Origin of the sequence: uncultured Pseudoalteromonas sp. (genome assembly GCF_963922945.1) — a bacterium.
GTDB lineage: Bacteria > Pseudomonadota > Gammaproteobacteria > Enterobacterales > Alteromonadaceae > Pseudoalteromonas.
Genome location: NZ_CAWUKC010000067.1, coordinates 1 through 21,790, shown reverse-complemented (window position 1 = coordinate 21,790; position 21,790 = coordinate 1). Strand labels below are relative to the sequence as shown.

The 21,790-nt window shown below is 40.6% G+C and carries 21 protein-coding genes, 2 tRNA genes and 1 pseudogene; 15 read left to right on the top strand and 9 right to left on the bottom strand.

All coding sequences use genetic code 11. The features are described from left to right. Positions 1–491 precede the first annotated feature (491 nt). The 4 genes from AABI99_RS13470 (at position 492) to AABI99_RS13455 (ending at position 5,653) form a co-directional block, all read left to right on the top strand. Positions 492–806 carry a hypothetical protein gene (locus AABI99_RS13470; protein ID WP_338366411.1) on the top strand — a complete coding sequence of 105 codons (315 nt, stop codon included), beginning with the start codon at positions 492–494 and terminating at the stop codon, positions 804–806. Positions 807–1,066: 260 nt separating this feature from the next. Further along, on the top strand, positions 1,067–3,826 hold the full coding sequence (locus AABI99_RS13465) for a response regulator (RefSeq protein WP_338366410.1): 2,760 nt from the start codon (positions 1,067–1,069) through the stop codon (positions 3,824–3,826). Between the two features lie 73 nt (positions 3,827–3,899). Then, positions 3,900–4,802: a LysR family transcriptional regulator gene (locus tag AABI99_RS13460; RefSeq protein WP_338366409.1), complete on the top strand. Its 903-nt coding sequence runs from the start codon at positions 3,900–3,902 to the stop codon at positions 4,800–4,802. A gap of 131 nt (positions 4,803–4,933) precedes the next feature. After that, positions 4,934–5,653 (top strand): SDR family oxidoreductase, encoded by a 720-nt coding sequence (locus tag AABI99_RS13455; RefSeq protein ID WP_338366408.1) that lies wholly within the window; start codon positions 4,934–4,936, stop codon positions 5,651–5,653. 35 nt (positions 5,654–5,688) lie between these two features. On the opposite strand, the gene AABI99_RS13450 is transcribed toward AABI99_RS13455, so the two are convergent. Further along, on the bottom strand, positions 5,689–6,378 hold the full coding sequence (locus tag AABI99_RS13450) for a DUF1826 domain-containing protein (RefSeq protein WP_338366407.1): 690 nt from the start codon (positions 6,376–6,378) through the stop codon (positions 5,689–5,691). After that, entirely contained in the window at positions 6,378–7,577 is a 1,200-nt protein-coding gene (gene zigA / locus AABI99_RS13445) for a zinc metallochaperone GTPase ZigA (RefSeq protein WP_338366406.1), read from the bottom strand. The genes AABI99_RS13450 and zigA overlap by 1 nt, the downstream gene beginning before the upstream one ends. Positions 7,578–7,793: 216 nt before the next feature. Between zigA and AABI99_RS13440 the strand changes: the two genes are divergently transcribed. The 9 genes and pseudogenes from AABI99_RS13440 (at position 7,794) to AABI99_RS13400 (ending at position 12,784) form a co-directional block, all read left to right on the top strand. Next, positions 7,794–8,879 (top strand): alkene reductase, encoded by a 1,086-nt coding sequence (locus tag AABI99_RS13440; RefSeq protein ID WP_338366405.1) that lies wholly within the window; start codon positions 7,794–7,796, stop codon positions 8,877–8,879. A 151-nt stretch (positions 8,880–9,030) separates the two neighbouring features. Continuing rightward, positions 9,031–9,336 (top strand): annotated as a pseudogene (locus AABI99_RS13435) (RDD family protein); the annotation flags it as partial. A 128-nt stretch (positions 9,337–9,464) separates the two neighbouring features. Beyond that, positions 9,465–9,716, top strand: coding sequence for a type II toxin-antitoxin system Phd/YefM family antitoxin (locus AABI99_RS13430; RefSeq protein ID WP_004586953.1), 252 nt, complete (start codon positions 9,465–9,467; stop codon positions 9,714–9,716). Next, a complete protein-coding gene (locus tag AABI99_RS13425; RefSeq protein WP_338366404.1) occupies positions 9,706–9,996 on the top strand; it encodes a type II toxin-antitoxin system RelE/ParE family toxin in 291 nt (96 codons plus the stop codon). The genes AABI99_RS13430 and AABI99_RS13425 overlap by 11 nt, the downstream gene beginning before the upstream one ends. Positions 9,997–10,078: 82 nt before the next feature. Further along, the gene (locus AABI99_RS13420; RefSeq protein ID WP_338366403.1) at positions 10,079–10,948 is read left to right on the top strand and encodes an alpha/beta hydrolase-fold protein; all 870 of its coding nucleotides are present in this window, start codon (positions 10,079–10,081) and stop codon (positions 10,946–10,948) included. Between the two features lie 342 nt (positions 10,949–11,290). After that, positions 11,291–11,554, top strand: a complete 264-nt coding sequence (locus AABI99_RS13415) for a hypothetical protein (protein WP_338366402.1) — start codon at positions 11,291–11,293, stop codon at positions 11,552–11,554. Between the two features lie 20 nt (positions 11,555–11,574). Continuing rightward, the gene (locus AABI99_RS13410; protein WP_338366401.1) at positions 11,575–12,030 is read left to right on the top strand and encodes an ATPase; all 456 of its coding nucleotides are present in this window, start codon (positions 11,575–11,577) and stop codon (positions 12,028–12,030) included. A gap of 39 nt (positions 12,031–12,069) precedes the next feature. Then, complete coding sequence (locus AABI99_RS13405; protein WP_338366400.1) at positions 12,070–12,339, top strand: hypothetical protein; 270 nt, start codon at positions 12,070–12,072, stop codon at positions 12,337–12,339. Positions 12,340–12,439: 100 nt separating this feature from the next. After that, entirely contained in the window at positions 12,440–12,784 is a 345-nt protein-coding gene (locus AABI99_RS13400) for a 2OG-Fe(II) oxygenase (RefSeq protein WP_338366399.1), read from the top strand. Positions 12,785–12,868: 84 nt separating this feature from the next. Here the strand turns inward: AABI99_RS13400 and lnt are convergent, their stop codons facing one another. From lnt to miaB, 5 genes are read right to left on the bottom strand one after another with little or no spacing between them, the layout of a single operon-like run. Beyond that, entirely contained in the window at positions 12,869–14,419 is a 1,551-nt protein-coding gene (lnt, locus tag AABI99_RS13395; protein WP_338366398.1) for an apolipoprotein N-acyltransferase, read from the bottom strand. Next, positions 14,400–15,284, bottom strand: a complete 885-nt coding sequence (corC, locus tag AABI99_RS13390) for a CNNM family magnesium/cobalt transport protein CorC (RefSeq protein ID WP_338366397.1) — start codon at positions 15,282–15,284, stop codon at positions 14,400–14,402. Before corC ends, lnt begins: the two co-directional genes overlap by 20 nt. Positions 15,285–15,306: 22 nt before the next feature. Continuing rightward, on the bottom strand, positions 15,307–15,765 hold the full coding sequence (gene ybeY, locus AABI99_RS13385; RefSeq protein ID WP_338366396.1) for an rRNA maturation RNase YbeY: 459 nt from the start codon (positions 15,763–15,765) through the stop codon (positions 15,307–15,309). A gap of 4 nt (positions 15,766–15,769) precedes the next feature. Next, a complete protein-coding gene (locus tag AABI99_RS13380; protein WP_338366395.1) occupies positions 15,770–16,828 on the bottom strand; it encodes a PhoH family protein in 1,059 nt (352 codons plus the stop codon). Between the two features lie 57 nt (positions 16,829–16,885). After that, a complete protein-coding gene (gene miaB, locus AABI99_RS13375; protein WP_338366394.1) occupies positions 16,886–18,331 on the bottom strand; it encodes a tRNA (N6-isopentenyl adenosine(37)-C2)-methylthiotransferase MiaB in 1,446 nt (481 codons plus the stop codon). Positions 18,332–18,575: 244 nt separating this feature from the next. Here miaB and AABI99_RS13370 point away from each other — a divergent pair, with 244 nt between their 5' ends. After that, positions 18,576–19,757 carry an FAD-dependent monooxygenase gene (locus AABI99_RS13370; protein ID WP_338366393.1) on the top strand — a complete coding sequence of 394 codons (1,182 nt, stop codon included), beginning with the start codon at positions 18,576–18,578 and terminating at the stop codon, positions 19,755–19,757. Between the two features lie 156 nt (positions 19,758–19,913). Beyond that, positions 19,914–21,503 (top strand): bifunctional diguanylate cyclase/phosphodiesterase, encoded by a 1,590-nt coding sequence (locus AABI99_RS13365; RefSeq protein WP_338366392.1) that lies wholly within the window; start codon positions 19,914–19,916, stop codon positions 21,501–21,503. A 5-nt stretch (positions 21,504–21,508) separates the two neighbouring features. Here AABI99_RS13365 and AABI99_RS13360 read toward each other — a convergent pair. Then, positions 21,509–21,583: transfer RNA gene (locus tag AABI99_RS13360), tRNA-Gln, on the bottom strand. A gap of 40 nt (positions 21,584–21,623) precedes the next feature. Beyond that, positions 21,624–21,708: transfer RNA gene (locus AABI99_RS13355), tRNA-Leu, on the bottom strand. Positions 21,709–21,790 lie beyond the last annotated feature (82 nt).

The following is a 21,790-nucleotide window of genomic DNA, read 5'->3' as shown; positions in this document are numbered from 1 at the left end:
TCCAAAATTGGTTAACTAAAATAGAAAATGATAGACCACCCTTATGTATGCGTGCCTTCAAGCAAGTTTAAAACAGTGGCCTTATATTAAAAAGCATATAAATACAGAAAGTATAAAAAGCAGAATGAGTGAATTAAACACATAATAAGCTGTTGACAGAGCGTTATGAACATGGGAAATAGGTGAAAGTCGTTGAGTTGATTATTTTACTTAAAGTATTAAGGGTGTTTTTGTTGTTACTCTGTGTTTCATTTTTCTCCTACTTTGAGTCGTAAAGCATTTTAGCTGGTTAGCTTATTTACCAATGGGAATCGCTTTTATAGTATTACAAAACCAATTGCTTAAAATTAAACAACACGCTGCGAAATGAGGCGTCAAATAACAGAAGCATCAATGCATGAGCGTTAAAAGTTTGGCTTAAATCGTTTCTCTCAATATTATAGCCGATTGTTGCTTAGTGCTTTTTCGCCGTTGTACACCATGGAGGGTTTATGCGTATCATTTTTACATTCACACTGTTTTTATTCTTGCCGTTTACTGCACTAGCAGATGAAACAATCACTATTTATGTAAAAGAATCGAATTACTTAACTAGCAACTCCAAAGCAAAACTCACATTTGCTGAGTTAGAGGGTAAATTAAAAACACTAAATATTTCAACAGTAATACTCGATGTAGACTATTGCGCTGGGCCACAAGCGTTAGCTAATGCCTATTTAGCAATCGCAAATGCTAAACCTATGCTCAAGGATATTAAGTTAAATTTAAGTGGGAGTCATAAAAAGGGTATGTGTAAAAGCACCTAGTACGTTTTTGAGGGCTTAATGATTCTAAAACTGTGCAATACTTATCACGCTATTACTTACCTTCTGAATGGGTGGCTAATTGCAGACCTTTCTTGTTAAATAATTTTGTTACCTTTGGTTATTTTAATTTTTTGACGGGATTAAATGTTTACCTGTTGCTGTTTTATTGCAGCTAGACAACCTTTGTCTTGTACGTAATAATGTAAAAATTACATTAATTTAACACTTAATGTGTTAACCAAGTCCCTCAAGGTTGATTAATGCCGCTAAGAAGTAAGTGGACACTCGCTGTTTTGTTAGGGTTATTAGGCGGGTTAGTAAATCTCTCGCCATTATATTTTTTTGACAGCTCTGAGTTTTTGTTTGGGCAGATATTTGTTTTATGTAGTTTGGTATTTACTGGGCTGCGTTACGCGTGCCTAAGCCTTGCTATTGTGTCTGGCTTTTTACTTTATAGGTGGGGCCACTGTTGGCCGAGTATTGTCTACTTACTTGAACTTTGTTGGCTTTATGCTCTTTGTTTACGCCGCTCTAAACCTATCCTTCCTTTGGGTAGTGTTTTTTGGCTCTGTGTAGGTTTACCTTTTGTGTGGGTTATAGGGCAATTTGTAATTGGTTTGGCCTGGCTGACGCTAGTTGTTGCTATATCAAAGTACTTAATTAACGCGCTAATAAGCTTAGCGGTGGTTGATTTAATTAGTGTATTCGTTCCTTACGCTAGCCGTGCGTATCAGGGGAGGCCGCTGGCAAAAATTTTAAGCTATGTGGTCAGCGTCATTATTATTTTAGTGGTATTGCTAACCAGTGTCATTTTAGTTAACGACCATCATGCGCGTTTAGAATATGAAGTTAACGCTCAACTAGAAGAAAAAGCCGAGTCGATCAGCACGCAATTAAATGATTATTTGGCATTTCACAAAAACGCTATTGTTATGAGTAGTGATGCAATAAGTGCGGGCACTGCAAGCGAAGTGCAGCTTAAGCGACTTATGTCTTTGTTTCCTGGTTTTACTACGAGTTTGTTCGCAAATGCTGAGGGCTTTGTGGAGCTTAGTTCGCCCAGCGATTTAATAAAGGGGCTTAGTCTTGCGCAGCGAAACGTTAAAGACAGAGCGTACTTTACTAGAGCCCAGGATTATCCACTTGGTTACACCAGTGGTGTGTTTCAGGGGCGGGGCTTGCGGAGCGAGGCAATTGTTGCGCTTTCAGCACCAGTTTACAGAAACAATACGTTTTACGGTGTCGTTGAGGGCTCATTGAAGCTACATCGTTTAGAGCGCTTTATACCTAACTTTTTTGAATACAAAGGTGATTTAGTAGTATTAGATGCGCAAAAAAAGGTGGTTTTTAGCTCGTTTGATGAATTTAAAATACTAAATGACTTTAACGAGCAAGGCTTTAATACGAGTAATTTAGGTGATAAAAACCTATTTCGGTCTACTAAAAATGAGGTGTACCACAGCTCTAGATACATTGACCCACAAAACAATTGGCAAGTGATCACCTTTTACAATCGTAAACATTTAAGTATGGCGGTGGCAAAAGCGTGGCTTCCTACCATTTTGTTAAGTGCGATATTAATTATTTTGGTGGTAATTTTTATACGCCAACTTGCTAATTTATTAGTGCAGCCAATCACTAGCCTAACTACGCTAATGCAAAGCTTTAGTAAATCTAAAACGCATGAGTTTAATACAGACTCAAGTTGGCATGAAGTATTGCAGCTACAACAGCAATTTGAATTACTGGCTAATGCACTTCAGCGTTCAATAGAAAACCTTCAAGCTTCTAATATCAGAAACCAAGGATTAAACGCTCAGCTCAGCGAATTTAATCAGCAGCTAGAGGGCAAAGTGGCAGAGCAAACCACTGAGCTTAAAAAAGCAGTGAACAAAGCTAATTTAGCCAATGTTGCTAAGTCGCAATTTTTAGCCAATATGAGCCACGAGCTGCGTACCCCTATGAACGGTATTTTAGGCATGGGGGAAGTGTTACTGCGTGATAATACGTTGACCGATGAGCAGCGGGAATTGTTAAACACACAGCAAAAAAGCGCCCAAAATTTACTGAAAATCTTAAACGATATTTTAGATTTTTCTAAAATAGAAGCCAACGCGATGGAAATTAGCCCGCGGGCAACTACTCTTGCGCCGTTTGTTGCTAATATTAAGTCATTGTTTTCGCCCATTGTGAGCTCAGAGCAGGTTGAGTTTATTGTTGAGCAAAGTGATAGACTACCAGAATGCGTAATAATCGACGACCTACGGTTAAACCAAGTCATTATTAATTTGCTCTCTAACGCGTATAAGTTTACTGAACGCGGCTTTGTACGTTTATCGTTTGATTATGATAACGAGCAGCTTTTAGTTAGCGTAGCTGATAGCGGTATTGGTATAGAAAAAAGTCAACAAGCGCTGTTATTTAGCGAGTTTACGCAAGCAGACGTAGGCGTTGCACGTAAATATGGTGGCACGGGGCTAGGTTTAGCAATTAGCCAAGGGTTAATTAGAAAAATGCAGGGTAAAATTACCCTCAACAGCGAGCCTGGTAAAGGGAGCGTAGTTAAATTTTACGTGAGCGCGCCTAAAGCACAATCAAGCAAACCAGAACCTGTTGAAAAGCACCAGTCGCTGCCTAATTTGAGCGATAAAACACTATTATTAGTTGAAGATAATCCCATTAACCGCCAAGTCATTACAAAAATGCTAGAACCAACCAAGGTAAACTTAGTAATGGCAACTGACGGCATTGAAGCGCTAAGAGTGCTCGAAGGTAACCGCTTTGATTTAATTTTAATGGATTGCCAAATGCCTAATATGGACGGCTACGAATGCACTAAAACAATACGTGCTAACGAGGCAAATACTAAAGTACATGTGCCCATAGTTGCTATTACTGCGAACGCCTACGAAGATGATAAGCAGCGCTGTTTAAAGGTAGGTATGGATGACTTTATCTCTAAGCCGGTGAATACTCAGGGCTTGTATGATGTAATTAATAGAGTGCTTAACGCAGGCTAAATAAAGAGTTACGCATTACTTAAAATAACAATTTTGTTTATTATGTAAGGCTCAACACGTATTTGAGGCGCTTATGCTTAATACTATTAACCTTGCTGATATTCGCTCATTTGTACTTATTGCTCAATTGGGTAACTTTACCAAAGCGGCTGAGGCGTTAGGGGTATCTCGATCGCATGTATCGCGGCAAATGAGTGCGCTTGAAACAAAAGTGGCCGTTAAGCTCGTTACTCGTACAACGCGTACATTAAAGCTCACGCTTGCAGGTGAGCAGTTATTTAAGCAATGTCAAAGCGCATTAAACACGATTGATCAGGCGTTGATTGCTGCCGTTGATGACTCAGAGCAAACCCGCGGGCTTATTCGCATAAACTGTGTAGGGGGTTATATAGGCGAGCAACTTATAGCGCGTTATGTGAGTGAGTTTATGGCGCTTTACCCACAAATTAATATTGAGCTTGATTTTAGCAGTCACCGGGTTGATTTAATCAATGATGAATTTGATATTGCTTTTAGAATGGGTGAAATAGCCGATGCCGGTTTTGTTGCTAAAAAGCTTATGGACGTTAACATTGTTACTCTTGCAAGTCCTGCATATATCAACACTTTTGGCGAACCCTGTCATCCTAAAGAGCTCAGCGAGCACCGCTGCCTTACAGGCTCGGTAACGCGGTGGAGCTTTAAAAATATTGAAGCCCCCTCACAACTTATCGATATAACAGTAGCAGGGCAGTTAAAATGCAAAAATGGGCATGCTCTTTTACAAGGTGCATTAGCGGGTGTGGGGATTATTAGGGTGCCAAAAATGTACTGCAAAGCCGAGATAGCCAGCGGTGAGCTTGTAGAGATATTACAGCAGTGGCAAATTCCTGCCGTGACGTTCTCTGCTATTTATCATAGCGATAAATACCGGCCTAAACGTTTACGAGAGTTTATCGATTTTATTAAAACGCGTTTTGAGCAGCAGCCTCAGTAACGCTTTTTTATTGTTGTTATACAGCAATAGTATTTTGAGTTTTGGCGTATTTATCAACATTGCTTAACTTTTTAAAATGACTTCATTGCAGCAATTAGGCTGCACACGACTTAAAATCAATGGAGTTTATTATGAAAAAGTTAGTTGTGATCACAGGTGCAAGCTCTGGTATTGGCGAAGCAATTGCACGTCGTTTAAGTGATAGCGGCCACCCACTACTATTATTAGCACGTCGTATTGAGCGTTTAGAGGCGCTTAACTTACCAAATACTTTATGCGAAAAAGTAGATGTTACCGATAAAGATTCATTTACCGCTGCAATAACAAAAGCAGAGGGTGAATATGGTCCAGCCGATTGTATTGTTAATAATGCCGGAGTAATGCTGTTAAGTGAGCTTGATGTACAAAATACCGATGAGTGGAAAACCATGTTTGATGTAAACGTGATTGGTTTAATGAACGGCATGCAAGCTGTACTATCGCCAATGAAGGCGCGTAAAACGGGAACCATTATAAACATTAGCTCAGTTGCAGGGCGTAAAACCTTTCCTAACCACGCAGCGTACTGTGGCTCTAAATTTGCGGTACATGCAATTAGCGAAAACGTTCGCGAAGAAGTCGCAAGCAGTAATGTACGTGTATCTACAATTGCGCCGGGTGCTGTTGAAACAGAATTACTTTCGCACACAACCTCTGAAGATATAGTAAACGGTTACCAAGCATGGAAAGATGAAATGGGAGGTGTGTTAGCGCCAGATGACATTGCGCAAGCAGTCGAGTATGTGTACGCACAACCGCAAAATGTGTGTATACGCGAAGTTGTGTTGGCCGCCACAGCTCAACAACCTTAAACAAAAACGCTGGGTCTACCCCAGCGTGATATGGTTTAAATAAAATCGAGGGTGAGCAACAGGCGAGTCTCATTTGCTGCCACCGGCGGTGAGCGATGCACTAAGCCTGCGCCTTCGTTTTCGTCCCAGTATTCACCTTTAAGTAGGGCAACATCGCCCTGATTTAATTGATTAATATGGCTTGTTGATGAAAATAAACCAGATTCTTCATCAGGCTTACCTAAATTTCCCGCTCCCAGCTTTGAGCGCTCTACATCGCTATGATTTAGCCACTGCGTTGCTACACCTTGATAAGTCGTTACTAGTCGGCACGGAATTTTGTCTACATGAAAACGCGGGCACATAGGTTTATCTAACACTTTAAGCCTTAGCCCAGCACGTTTTAAATCGAACAGGCAACAAAACATTTCAACGAGTAAGGCTATATCTTCACATAGCGCTTTAGCTTCATTATAATTTTGCTCTGTGGGCTTTAGCGCTTTAATTAATTGATCAAACGCATCGTCGGGTGATAGTGCAAGTTCAAGTGGCTTTAATACATCTGTATTTATAAGCGTATTAACCGCCTCTGTTAATGTGCTTTCGAGGTTTCTTTGCCAAACCGTAATGTTGATGTTTTCGTTATAAATTTGCGGTAGCACATTGGCATCACTATTTATAGCTGCACGACGATGTAGTGGTTCGGTGGGTTTTACTTGTGCTGATAAAGGGGCTAGCGCGTTCATTATAATTCCTCCCAAGTTGGAAACGGATCGTTGTAGGTTCTCCAAAAATCTTTACCTTTAAGTACGGCATCTTCAGGCAGTAGGCAGTCATCAAGCGCTTTAATCATGGCTTGTTTATTTAATGATTGGCCAATAAATACCAGCTCTTGGCGCATATCGCCAAAGGGTTCTACCCATTTGCTGTTTATATCGGCAAGTAGCTCAGGATCGGTTGGCCAGTCTTTTTTAGGTATGGCTTTATAAAACATGCCTGCAAACCCATAGTGGGCAATGCCGCCTGCTTGGTTCCACTGGCCGCAAAATAAAGGGCGTGTGGCAAGCCAAAAGTAGCCTTTAGAGCGAATGAGCTTGCCAAATTGCTCAGTACCGTGCAAAAACGTATAAAATTTTTCAGGGTCAAACGGGCGGTGGGCAATGTAATTAAAGCTGCTAATACCGTATTCTTCGGTCTCTGGAATGTGCTCACCGCGCATTTCTTTAAGCCAGCCAGGGGCTTGTTTGGCGCGTTCAAAGTCAAACAGGCCTGTGTTAATTACTTTATTAATATCAACTTTTCCAGCCGATATAGGAATAATTTCTGCCTGAGTATTGAGTGTGTTTAAAATAGCGGTGAGTTTATTTAATTGTGCTTTGGTAACTAAGTCGGTTTTACTGATTAAAATTACATCGGCAAATTCAACTTGGTCAATAAGTAGGTCGGTAACGCTTCGCTCATCTTCTTCACCAAGGGATTCCCCTGTATCTTGTAAGTCGTTAGCTTGCTCGTAATCGGTTAAAAAATTAACCGCATCAACCACCGTTACCATAGTATCAAGAGTGGCAATATCTCCTAGCGATACGCCATTTTCATCAGCAAAGGTAAATGTTTCGGCAACCGGGAGTGGCTCAGAGATACCGGTTGACTCAATAACAAGATGATCAAAACGACCTTCTTTTGCAAGCTTGCTTACCTCTAACAGTAAATCTTCGCGTAACGTGCAGCAAATACAGCCATTACTCATCTCTACGAGTTTTTCATCGCTGTGACTAAGCGATATATCGTTTTTAATAGTGGCGGCATCTATGTTTATATCGCTCATATCGTTAACTATAACAGCCACTTTTTTACCTTGGCGGTTGTTAAGAATGTGGCTAAGAACGGTTGTTTTGCCAGCGCCTAAAAAGCCTGATAACACTGTGACGGGCAGTTTATTTATCATTTAATTTTACTTACGAATGGGTATTTGTTGGTATGTTATATTGTATCAATTTGATTTTCTAGCACTAGCATGACTTTTTAAATGGTTTGTATGTAATGCTCGGCAGAAGAATAAGTAGACACTTTTGCAAATACAACAAAGCTATTTTGTGTTTTTTGCTATTTTTGAATTTATATAGCTGCGTTATTATGAGCGCCATCAAACTTAGGAGGCATTATGACGTTACTTTTCTCACCGATAGAACTTGCAGGTAAAACTTTAAAAAACCGAATTGTTATGCCACCAATGACTCGCTCGCGCTCAACGCAGCCTGGCGACATTGCTAATGATTTAATGGCCACTTATTATGCGCAGCGAGCAAGTGCTGGGTTAATCGTAAGCGAAGGCACACAAATAAGTGAGCTGGGTAAAGGCTATGCTTGGACACCAGGTATTTATACAAACGAGCAAGTAGCAGGTTGGCGTACTGTAACCAACAAAGTACACAACGCTGGTGGTGTTATGTTTGCACAGCTTTGGCATGTAGGGCGCGTAACACATAGTGATAATACGGGTGGGGAGCAGCCAATATCAGCATCGGCCATTGCGGCAAAAAACGTAAAAGTATTTGTAGATACACACGGCGAGCCTGGTTTTGTAGATACTCAGCTACCGCGTGAAATGAGCAAGCAAGATATTGAAAATGTACTAACAGAATTTCGCCAAGCGGCGAAAAATGCAGTAGACGCAGGCTTTGACGGCATAGAGCTACACGCGGCTAACGGGTATTTAATTAACCAATTTTTAGACTCGCAATCAAATGCGCGTACTGATGAATATGGCGGCAGTGTGCATAATCGTTTGCGTTTTTTAACTGAGGTTGTAAATGCTGTAAGCGATGAAATTGGCAGTCAAAAAGTAGGTGTAAGACTTGCGCCACTTACCACGCTTAACGGCACGGTTGACGATAACCCAGAGCAAACATATTTAGCCGTGGCGCACGCACTAAATGATGCTGGCGTAGGTTACATACACATTGCTGAAGCCGACTGGGATGATGCTCCTTTAATGAGTGTGGAGTTTAAACAGGCTATTCGTAAAGCGTATAACGGCGTTTTAATTTACGCAGGTAAATACACCAAAGAGCGTGCTGATGAAGCCTTAGCGCAAGGTTGGGCTGACATGATCGGCTTTGGCCGTCCGTTTGTGTCTAACCCTGACCTACCAGCACGTTTAGCGCAAGGTAAACCGCTAAATAGCCATAACCCCGACACCTTGTTTGGTGGCGCAGAGCAAGGTTATACCGATTACCCAACCGCTTAATTATTTATAAATAAAGTATTTTAAGGGCTGCATGTATGCAGCCCTTTTTTTATGTCGGTAAATCAATACTTTTAACTTGAGCTAATATCAATCAGTAAAATAGAAAACACAGCAAAACGATGAACTAAGCAAGCAAATTAAACCTGTCACCAGTATATTGCAGTGGGGTAAAGGCATTATTCAAGGCCTTGGCTTTGGTTGGGCGGCCGTATACTTTACGTTGTTTTTGTTATTATGGCGTGGTCAAACTCTAGGTAAAAAAGTATGTAATATTCGAGTGGTTTCACTAAACGGCGAGCCACTAGGCATGCTTGATTGCTTTGGACGGTACGGCGGTTACGGCGCCGGTTTTGCAACGGGCTTGTTAGGCTTTTTACAAGTATACTGGGACCCAAACAGGCAAGCCATTCAAGGTAAAATATCAGCGACTGTAGTTATTCAGGGCAGTGTGAACTAGGTTTTAAATGCACAAACGGTAGAAAAGAATTTAAAAACTACTTAGAAAATAAGCAATTATAAAATATATAGCTTTAGATAAAAAAAGGGCTAAAATAAGGTCTTAATTTAGTTCTTTATAGGTGTTATATGAGGCAGGTTTTAGCTGATTGTTCGGCAAGTATTTCAGAACTTAAAAAAAACCCAACCGCGCTTTTAAATGAAGCTGATGGCGCTGCAATAGCCATATTAAATCATAATAAGCCTGCAGCTTACTTGGTGCCTGCACAAATGTATGAGCAACTAATGGAACAATTGGATGATTATGAACTAACTAAAGTTGTTGAGAGCCGCAGAGGCGATTTATCTCAAGCGGTTGAAGTTAGTATAGATGACTTATAAGTTAAAGTTTTTACCAGCAGCCTTAAAAGAGTGGGAAAAACTTGCGCCACCACTTAAAAGCCAGTTTAAAAAGAAGCTTGCTGAGCACTTAGATAATCCGCATGTCCCAGCCTCTAAATTACGCGGCTTTGATAATGTTTATAAAATAAAATTGCGTACAGCAGGGTACCGCCTTGCTTACGAAGTCATTGATAACGAAGTTGTGGTGTATGTACTCACAATTGGTAAACGCGATAAAGATGCAATATATAAAAAGTTAGCCTCAAGAGCTAAGGAATAGCTTAGTAATAAAAGCGGTGTTTTGATTGTTGAAAGAAGGGCCTTTCTTCTTGGTTTGCTATTAATATAATACAAGGATATGTATGAAAGTCTTATCAATAATATTTTTACATTTATTTTTTACAATAAATGTAAATGCCTCAGAGCCTATTACTTTAGCCAAAACCTATCTGCTTAAGTCTGTTATTTTAAATGAACAGCGTAGCTTTAGCGTTTATTTACCGCCAAGCTACAAGCAAAACCCTGATAACGTATATCCAGTTATTTACTTGCTCGATGGTGACCAAATACATCTAAAAGCCGTTGCAGGGCTGGTTGAGGCACTCAGTACTGAGCGTCTTGAGCAGCAAATACAGCAAGCAATTATAGTAGCCATCCCTAATAGTCAAAATGCGATAAGAGAGCGAGACTTTGCCCCAACCAATGTTGATTGGACATTTAACGGTAAACTTCTAGAAAAGTTTGAAAATATTGGCAACGCCAAAAATTACAGCGCCTTTTTTGAAAAAGAACTTATTCCTCTCATTAATAAAAATTACCGAACATCAACTAAACGCGTATTAATAGGTGAGTCCTTCGGTGGCTTGTTTGCCAGCTATGTATTACTTAGCAACCACGCATTATTTACAGATTACTTAATTATTGATGCGACTTACCTTTGGGATAATAATTACCTCAATCGTTATTTTGATGAGAAACAACTTATAAATAAACCGCTTAAAGGCAACGTGTATTTTACCTTTGCAAATAACGCTAAAGCGTTTGGCGAAATTGGTAAAACAAATTACCAATGGGGATTAGCATTCGCTGAAAAGTTAAGAGAGCACCCAAGCGATAATTTAGTTGTAAATCAACGCTACTTTGAAGATGAAACCCATGGCACAGTCGCTGCGCTTAGTTGGTATTATGGGTTAAAAAACATACTCAAAAGACAATTTCACCATAAAAATTAAATGAGACTTTAATTGTTAAATGTAAAGCATAAAGAGCTTCATAAAAGTTTTTTATATCTATTAACTGTATTCGTACTAATGAGCTATTTAGTGTTGCTCATTGGATGGTATGAGCTTAACGATCCTGCTTTTATTGCTAATGAGCGATTACATTTTATAGAGCTAATAGTATTACCTATATTAACCATGGCAGTAATATATACATTATTTAAAAAGTATAGGTGTGATAGCAACTTCCATTATTTAATGACTAATCACTTTTTTAAAGGCAGTAAGTTAGTAAAAGGTTTTTTGATAGTGATGTACCCTTGTTTCATATATACGGCGTTATGGAATTTAAGCGTGGTTCCCATCTTATATTATGCTGAAAATGATTTAGGCGAGACGTGGTCAAAAGAATATTTATTAACTGATGTAAGTGCTTGTATTATAGATAATGAGCAACAATGTATAAGGTTAAACCTTGTTGATTTGTCCTCTGGCGAGGACCGCTCATTTAGATGGTACTTAGATACGCACGAGCTACAAAACATTAGAAATGAGAGAATAAACTTAGTCGGTGAAAAAAGTTACTTTGGATATATCGTTAATGAAATTCAGTGGTGAAAAATTAAAAAAGGAATTAAATGAGTACTAATTTTAATGAGATTATGAAAGGCTTTTTTTGGGGAGTAGGGTTTGTAATAGCAACGCTAGGTGGCATCAGTGTATATGCGCTTACCATAGCTGCTGAGGTGGATAGCGGATTTAAAGAGCTGGTTTCTAATAAAGCATTAGATAGCGCGTCTGATTTAAGTAATGATTACAAACTTACCCTTTCTGATATTTTTAAAGAAAATGGGCATGTAAGAATAACTGCAGAGTTAAAAAACATCTCTAACGAAAGTATATATGCTGGCGGCGTAATTGCATCTACATTTGATGAAAACGGTAAATTTGTTGGTAATTGTTTAGGTAAAAGCGATGACATGTTGATAGAGCCAAGCAAGAGTAGTTATATTGATATTCACTGCAATTTACTTAGGCCACAGGCGAGCAGAGTGCACTCGGCAAAATTAAAGTTTAAATTTCTTGGCTTTTAAGATACTTAAGAAAAGGGTGGTTTTATTGAGGTTGGTCCTATGTGGTATTTATTTGAAAATAATGATGGTTATTACATCCAACAACTTAGCGGTTCCATGCATAGTCAAACGTCTGCAATTTATAAACTTCTAGATGAAGAGGCCAATAATTATCTTAAATTTGGTAGTGAAGCGCTTTCTAAAACAATAAATTACTTTAGTAATATCGGAAATTACAGTCGTCTATCAGCAGAGCGTCGTGTAAGTTTAGAAATAATGAGTACAATAAGATTAATTATTAATACACGGGTGAAAGCAGGTAATTATTAAAATGTTTTTAATAAATACTCTATGAGTAGAATTAATAAAGAAACTTTATATTGTGTAAAATAAGAGCCAAACTTCTAGTTAATCATTGGTATGATGTTTTATGCAAAGTAAGTTATTTAGTTGGCAACGGGGTCGACAAGCGTCGGGTTACGATAAAATGTTGTTGTTCTATCTGCTTTTCCCTTTTAAATTTGATGCATACTTAATTAAATTCCCGCAGGGGAGTGAAATAAAGCCGCATATCGATAAAGTGAAAACTGGCAGGCACTTTAGACTCAATATTGTACTGAAGCATGCCGAAAAAGGTGGTGAGTTTGTGTGTGAAAACCCAATTATAAATTACAGCCGAGTTAAACTTTTCAGGCCCGATATTGAGCGGCACCAAGTATTAAAAATAGAGCAAGGTACTCGCTATATTTTAAGCATAGGTTGGATTAAAAAGTAATTTTGTAGGTTGGGTAGAGCAAAGCGAAACCCAGCAAAACATCGTTATTTTAATAGCTGCTTTTGCGCAGCTATCAACTCTATTTTATTTCCTAAACCTTACCCCAATTCCACCAATCACCAACAACACTACAAACCCCCATACAAACACATTGCCATATTGGCTGTACACGCTGTCGCCTTGTATAAGCTTTATATTGGCTTTCATGGTCGCCGCTTCAAACTGTGGCATGGTTTGTTGAGTGTGGCTTATTGGGTCGTATACGGCGCTTACACCATTGTTGGTAACGCGTACCAGCGGGCGTTGTAGCTCTAAAGCGCGCATGCGGGCTATTTGCATGTGTTGTAATGGCCCAATGGAATCGCTAAACCAGGCATCGTTACTTACGGTAAAGAGTAGGTCTGAGTTGCTTTTGTAGTTACCGCGCACCAAATCGGCAAATACGATTTCGTAGCAAATGGCAGGTAGTAAGTTAAAGCCGTTGGCGCGTAAGTTGTTTTGCACTCTTTCGCCACGCGTAAACGATGACATAGGTAAGTCAAACAATGGTGCTATAGGGCGCAATATATCCTGAAATGGTACAAATTCGCCGATAGGTAACAACTGGTGCTTACGATAGCGGTTTTTGTCTAGGTAGCGGTAATGGCCGTGCTCGTCGTTGTGCTCTTTATTACCGACCACAATCAGCGTATTGAAAATGGTTTTGGTGTCGAGTTGGTAGTCAACAATACCGGTAACTAACGCGGTTTTATTAAACGATGCAGCGCTGTCTAAATTGGCTAAGTACGTGTCGGCCAGGGCTTCTATTTCGGGCACGGCGGCTTCGGGCCATACCACGAGATCAGCATTCCAATGTGGGCGCGTTAGGTCTTGGTATTTGCTCATGGTGGTCCAAAACTCACTGGGCTCAAAGCGCAGGTGTTGTTTAATATTACCTTGCACCAGTAAGGTCGACATTTCTTTGCCTGAGTAGCGATTATTGCCGGTATTTAATGCGCCAATAATAAGTAACGCTAATGCGGCTGCGCTTATTAATGGGGTTTTAAACTCTTTTTGGGTGAGCCTGTAAAGGGCAAAACCAATGCCGACACAGGTAAGCGTTAAGCCAAATTCGCCAATATAGGGGGCAAGTAATCTAAGCGGGCCATCGGTTTGTGTATAACCAAAACTTAGCCACGGAAAACCGGTAAGCACTACACCACGTAAATATTCACTGATTGAAAACGCTGCTATAAGCAATGCGCCAAAGCTCTTAGGGCCGCTTGCAAAGCGAGTGGCTGCCCAAAACGCCAGCGCCGGAAACAGCGCTAAATACGAGCATAGCAAGGCCATTAATGAGAGCGAGGCAATAAGCGGCATGCCGCCAAAGGTGGCAATTGATACATGCACCCAACTAATACCTGCGCCAAACCAGCCTAAGCCAAATATAAAGCCATATTTAGCGGCTGTTTTTGCGTGCGCTTTGCCTGTGTTGTTTGGGTTAATACAAAAAATAATGGCGGCAATGCTAAAAAATGCAATGGGCCAAATTTGGTAAGGGGCGTAGCCAAAAGTTAAAATAAGGCCCGCAACCAGTGCGAGCCATGCTTTTTTATCTTTTACTAACAGGGTGAGCTTAGTTAGTAGTTTCTTCACTGTCGTTTTCATCAACCTTAGGAACGGTGACTTGCAGTTGTAAAATACGACGGTTATCGGAGTTTGTAACTTTAAACTGATAATCGTCTATTTCAATTGTTTCGCCGCGACTTGGCATGTGGCCAAATGCGTGTAGTACTGTACCGCCAATGGTATCGGCTTCATCGGTGCTGTAACCTGTTTTAAAGTACTCGTTAAAGTCATCTACAGGGGTAAGCGCTTGTACTACGTATACATGCTTAGCTAGCTGGCGAATATCTTGTTGATCTTCTTCTTCGTCGTGCTCATCTTCGATTTCGCCGACAATGATTTCAAGAATATCTTCAATGGTGACAAGGCCCGACACACCGCCGTATTCGTCAATTACAATTGCCATGTGATAGCGTTGTTGGCGAAACTCATTTAGTAGGGTGTCTACGCGCTTGCTTTCGGGCACAACCATGGCTGGGCGTAAATATTCGCGCAGTGACGGGAGGTGCTCATCTTTATTTAAAATAAGCGGCAGCAAGTCTTTTGCGAGCAAAATACCCTCTACGTGGTCTTTGTCTTCACACACTACCGGAAAACGCGAGTGGGTGGAGTCGACCATCATAGGGATCAAATCTTCAAGGGGGCTGTCGATTTCGAGTGTGACCATTTGCGAGCGCGGTATCATTATATCGCGCACTTTAAGCTTAGATACACCAAGCACACCTTCAATCATTTCTTTGGTTTCTGGATCTATTACGTCACGCTCTTGCGCGTCGGCAATTACTTCAACCAGCTCATCTCTATTCTGGGGTTCCCCTTGCAACATTTGGGCTATGCGGCCCATCCACGTTTTGCCAGAAGAACCCTGGCTAGATTGCGAGTTATCGTCGCTCATTGCGTCTAAATGCTCCGTTAATTTAAAGTTCGTCCCGATATGGGTCAGCTATGTTTAGCTCTGCAAGTAATTGCTTTTCTATGCTTTCCATCTCAAAAGCATCTTCACTCTTTATATGGTCAAATCCAAGTAAATGCAAGCATCCATGAATAACCATATGGGCAAAGTGATCATGAAATGACTTTTCTTGCTCGATTGCCTCAGCTAATACAATAGCTGGGCAAATGATTAAATCACCAACTAGCGGCAGCTCAATGCCTGGCGGTGCTTCAAATTCAAACGACAACACGTTCGTTGGTTTGTTTTTACCACGGTAGTCGTTGTTTAGTTGTTGTGATTGGGCTTCGTCACTTATTACGATACTAAGCTCAGACTCATCACGAAACTTGCTCAGCGCTTTATCGGCCCACATTGTAAATTGTTCTTCGCTAGGAAGGTTGTCAAATTCACACGCTATTTGTAAATCTAATTCGGTGCTCACGGTATTACTCTTTAGTAGCAGGCGGTTGTTGAGCGGCCTGTTGCTCTTTAGCTTTTTGCTTTTCAATACGCTTTAGTCGCTCGCTTTCGTCACTGCGCTCGTAGGCTTCTACAATACGCCCGACAACAGGGTGGCGAACAATATCGTGTGATTGGAAAAAGTTAAAGCTAATTTCTTCAACATCACTTAGCACTTCTATTGCATGGCGAAGACCCGAGCGTGCACCACGAGGTAAATCAACTTGAGTTATATCGCCTGTTATAACCGCTTTAGAATTAAAGCCTATACGGGTTAAGAACATTTTCATTTGCTCTGCGGTGGTATTTTGGCTTTCATCTAAAATAATAAACGCATCGTTTAGGGTGCGTCCACGCATATAAGCAAGCGGCGCTATTTCGATAATGTGCTTTTCTATGAGCTTTTCTACTCTTTCAAAACCAAGCATTTCAAATAAGGCATCGTAAAGCGGGCGTAAGTATGGGTCTACTTTTTGGCTTAGATCGCCCGGTAAAAAGCCTAGTTTTTCGCCGGCTTCTACCGCTGGACGGGTCAGTAATATGCGGCGAATTTCTTGGCGCTCTAAGGCGTCTACTGCAGCGGCAACAGCAAGGTAGGTTTTACCAGTACCAGCAGGGCCAATACCAAAGGTAATATCGTGATGCAAAATATTAGCAACATATAACCCTTGATTGTCGTTACGCGGTTTAATTACGCCACGGCGGGTTTTAATGTACATTTCTTTGCCGTAGGCACTTTGCGGTATATCTTGCTCAAGGGCTTTTGATTCACTAATCGCTAAGTGAACGTCCTCAGGCTCAATCTCTCCAATTTCATCACGAACAGGCTGAGTATCAACATAAAGGTTTTTTAAAATTTCTACAGCCGCAGCACTTGAGTGCAGTTTACCTGTTACCTTAAAAAAGTTGTCGCGGTGGATTATTTCAACACCAAGGCGGCGTTCAATCTGTTTGATGTTTTCGTCAAACGGGCCACATAAAGAGGAAAGGCGTTTGTTGTCGGCAGGTTCTAAATAAATCTCTAATGTTTTTAACTGATTACTCAAAATTACTTCCTATTCGGGTGCGCCAGTGATTATTACTGGCGCAATGAATTTATACAACTAAGGTACGAATGTAGCAACACCAATTTCGTTGGTTGTATCGATGTTAGGCTCTACACTTGCCGCTTTTATTAAAATAGCTGATGGAGCAACATCACGACGTAAGTTCATTTCTGATTCTGTACGGATTAAATCACCACGTAAAGAGTTTGGTAGCGCTTCGGTAATACGTACATCAACAAACTGGCCGATCACTGTGTGTGGGCCAACAAAGTTAACTACACGGTTATTTTCGGTGCGCCCACGTAATTCCATTGGGTTCTTTTTAGATGGTCCCTCAACTAAAATACGTTGCTCTGTATCAAACATTTGGCGACTAATTTGTTGTGCCATTTGTGTAATACGGTTTTGTAATAAGTATAAGCGCTCTTTTTTCTCTTGCTCAGATACATCATCTGGTAAGTCGGCGGCAGGCGTACCTGGGCGCGCACTGTAAATAAAGCTAAAGCTCATATCAAAGCCAATGTCGTTAATTAGGTTCATTGTGGCTTCAAAGTCAGCTTTGCTCTCACCCGGAAAACCAATAATGAAGTCTGACGACATGCTTAAGTTAGGGCGAATTTTACGTAGCTTTCGTATTGTTGATTTGTACTCAAGCGCTGTATGGCCGCGTTTCATTAAATTAAGAATACGGTCTGAACCACTTTGCACTGGCAAGTGTAAATGGTCAACAAGCTCTGGTACATCAGCGTAAGCGTCGATTATATCTGGCGTAAATTCAACTGGGTGCGAGGTGGTGTAGCGAATACGGTCAATACCATCAATTGCGGCAACGTAGCGAATTAAATCTGAGAAGTAACAAATCTCCCCATCGTGCGTATCACCGCGGTATGCGTTTACGTTTTGACCAAGTAGGTTTACCTCACGTACGCCTTGCTCAGCAAGTTGGGCAACTTCTAATAATACGTCATCTAATGGGCGGCTGACTTCTTCACCACGCGTGTAAGGTACAACACAAAAAGTACAGTACTTAGAGCAGCCTTCCATAATAGATACAAACGCAGATGGGCCTTCTGCTTTTGGCTCTGGTAAGCGGTCAAATTTTTCAATCTCTGGGAATGAAATATCAACGACCGATGAGCCTTCACCTTGCACTTGTTTAATCATTTCTGGCAAGCGGTGCAGTGTTTGTGGGCCAAAAATAACATCAACAAACGGGGCGCGCTGGCGAATAGAGTCACCTTCTTGCGAGGCAACACAGCCACCTACACCAATAATTAAATCAGGCTTGTCATCTTTTAGTAATTTCCAGCGGCCTAATTGGTGAAATACTTTTTCTTGTGCTTTTTCACGAATTGAACAAGTGTTAAGTAAAATAACGTCGGCGTCTGCTGCTTCTTCCGTTAGCTGGTAGCCGTTGGTTGAATCTAAAAGATCAGCCATCTTCTGAGAGTCGTACTCGTTCATCTGACAACCCCACGTTTTGATATGCAGCTTTTTGCTCATTGAAATATAGCCTCGTGTTCAATTCGGTAGTGGCACATAAATGTGCTTAAAACGGGATTAAGGAGCATGGTTGCTCACTTAAAGGACGCGTATTTTAGCTGGATACCCGCCCAGATCCAAGTATAGTTTTCATGTTTGTGATCTCAAATCAATCCATGGGCAGTTTAATTAAGCTGTCTGTGTATACTCTCGCATAAATCCTGTGAGTTACGGTACAATCAAAATAGTTTCACGTATTAACCAAATGATGAAAAACATGACTCAAAATAAAGTGATTATAGTAGGCGGCGGAATGGTTGGTGCAGCTATGGCAATTAAGCTAGCACAACAAGGAAAGTCAGTACGGATTATAGAAAAAAGACTGATTGACGCCGACGCTATTTTAGCCAGTGAACAGGTCGATATTCGGGTGTCGGCTATTAATCGTTTTTCAGAAAATTTACTTGATGAACTAGGCGCAATGCCTACTTTGAGGCAAAATCGGTTAGCGCCATATCAGCAGTTAGAGGCATTTGAGCAAGGTGGCGATAACTTAGTGTTTGATTGCGAAGACATAAATACATCGCATCTAGGCCATTTAATTGAAAACAACTTAATCCAAGCAAGCCTTTGGCAGCAGTTTAATAAATATGGCATAGAGGTTATTGAGCAATCGGTACCGGTGAGTGCCATTGAGCAAAATACTGATTCTATAACACTGGTTTATGAGCAACAGCGCTATAGCGCTGACTTAGTGATTGCAGCCGATGGTGGGCAGTCGCAGCTTCGTACAATGGCTAATATTGGCGTAACGGGCTGGCAATATCAGCAGCAGTGTATGGGCATACTTATAAAGCTTGATGCGCCGCAGCAAATAAAAACATGGCAGCAGTTTACACCCACAGGCCCTTTGGCGTTTTTACCTATGCAGGCCCCATACGCAAACTTAATTTGGTACGACAATGCTAATACGCTACAGCAGTTTAAAGGGCAAAGTGCAGAACAGATGAAAATGCACATTTTAAATAAGTTTCCAGCGCTTGCAGGGGATTTTGAGGTGCAAGCACATGCGGTATTTCCTCTTACTCGTCAGCATGCAAATAATTACTCTAATGGGCGTTTGGTGTTAGTTGGCGATGCGGCGCACACAATTAACCCACTGGCCGGGCAAGGCGTTAATTTAGGCTTTCAAGATGTGGTAGCACTCGCACAGGCACTTGAAGACGCTGATGATATAGGTTGCCCGCTAAAACTAAAAGAATACGAGCGAAGCCGCCGTAAAGCCAACCTATTAATGATGAGCATGATGGATGCATGTTACTTTGGTTTTTCTAATCAAATTACGCCGCTTAAATGGGCGCGCAGCCAGTTTTTAAAAATGGCTAACAATACCGGTCCTTTAAAAAACTGGGTATTAAAATATGCCATTAGTGGAGAGCTTAATTAAATCTACTTAAGTGATTGGCTAACTGAAGAAATGCACAGCCAATCACTCCCTTTCTTATGCCACTTGGGCACCTGCATAGTTGTCACTATTAATTTATTCCGTTATTGCGTTTTTTTGCCATACTCAAACTACTAACCAATTAAAAGTAGTGTGTTTGTGGAAAACTTTTTTATTTTTATACTTATTGTGGGCGCTTTGCTACTGACGCTAAGTATTATGCCTACAGTAAAAATTTGTAAAAAAACAAATCGTGTATCGTGGATTTTACTTTTAGCGCTTATTTTTAGTTTTATAGTGGGCTATTGGTATGTGCTTTATTATTTTGTAAATAACGATATAGACGGCTTTATTGCAACGAGTGTATCGCTTATTTTGTTTGGTGGTGGGGCGTTTGTTTATTTAGTTATACAGCTTAGTTTAAAAAGTATTTTAAAAATTGACCGCTTTGCAACACGTCAACGCACCCTTGCGGAGAACGACAGCTTAACCGGCCTCCCTAATCGAAAAAAGTTTTTTCAGGTGCTTAACAAACAAGTTAAATACGAACCTTCTTTTTATTTAATGCTCATAGATTTAAACCGCTTTAAATCGTTTAATGACTCATACGGTAATAAAGTAGGGGATATGCTGTTAAGCATTTTTTCAAAAACTCTTAGCCAAAATATTGTGGGAATAGCCAAGCTTTACCGTTTGGGCGGCGATGAGTTTGCCCTTATTGTTGATAACTCAGCCAATGAGGCAATTGATTTATGTATTGAGGCAATAAAAAAATCAACCAAACACCCTTTTCATATTTACGAGCATAGTTTACGTGTACACGTGACTGTAGGAATAACAACCTTTGCGAATCACTCGTCGCACGCTAATGAGCTTTTAAAGCAAGCAGACTTAGCACTGCATGAGGCTAAAGACACACAGCAACTGTATGTACATTATTTTGAGGCGTTGAGCACTCGTGCTAACGAGCTTTCAAATATGACCTCGCGTATTAAACAAGCGATTCAGAACCATGAGTTTGAGCTTTATCTACAACCAATATTTGATGCACGAGCCAATGAAGTTCACGGGGCAGAGGCTTTAATTCGTTGGCCGCAAAGTGATGGCTCTTTCATTAGCCCCGACGTATTTATTACAATTGCAGAGCAAAGCGGGCTGATACTCAATATTTCTAAATGGGTATTACTTGAAACAATTAAGCATTTAGCGCAACTCAAAGCGGCAGGGTTTGTAGGCTCAATACACGTTAATTTGTCTACTAAGGATTTAGAGAGTCCTGAATTTTATGACTTTGCAGAAGAGTTGGTCACTAACGACCCTAGTTTAAGTGATTTTATTATATTTGAAATTACAGAATGTGCGATGATGACTAATCTTGAAGCAGCGCGCTCCATGATGCAAAAATTAAACAGTAGAGGGTTTGAATTTAGTGTAGATGACTTTGGTACTGGTTTTTCATCGTTGGTTTTACTGCGAGAGTTGCCAATTAGCCAAATAAAAATAGATCAATCATTTATCAAAGATATGCTGACCCAAATAGCGGATTATGCCATTGTTGAATCGACATTATTTTTAGCAACACGACTAAACTGCAGAGTAGTGGCAGAGGGGATAGAAAATAACGACCTCAAACAAACATTAACTCAAATGAATTGTGATTATCTACAAGGCTATTACTTTAGTAAACCAATAAATATTAATGAGTTTATACACAGATATGTGAATGAAGGAGAATACAGAATAATCTAAGAAAGTGGCTGGGATACCAGGATTTGAACCTGGGAATGCCAGGATCAAAACCTGGTGCCTTACCGCTTGGCGATATCCCAACAAAGAATTAATTGATAGTTTTAGTTCTTATCGAGAACATGGTGCGGAAGGAGAGACTTGAACTCTCACATCCTAAGATACTGGAACCTAAATCCAGCGCGTCTACCAATTCCGCCACTCCCGCAGTTCTTATTCTTTTAGCAACTTTCTATGGTAGAAGAAGTTGGCTGGGATACCAGGATTTGAACCTGGGAATGCCAGGATCA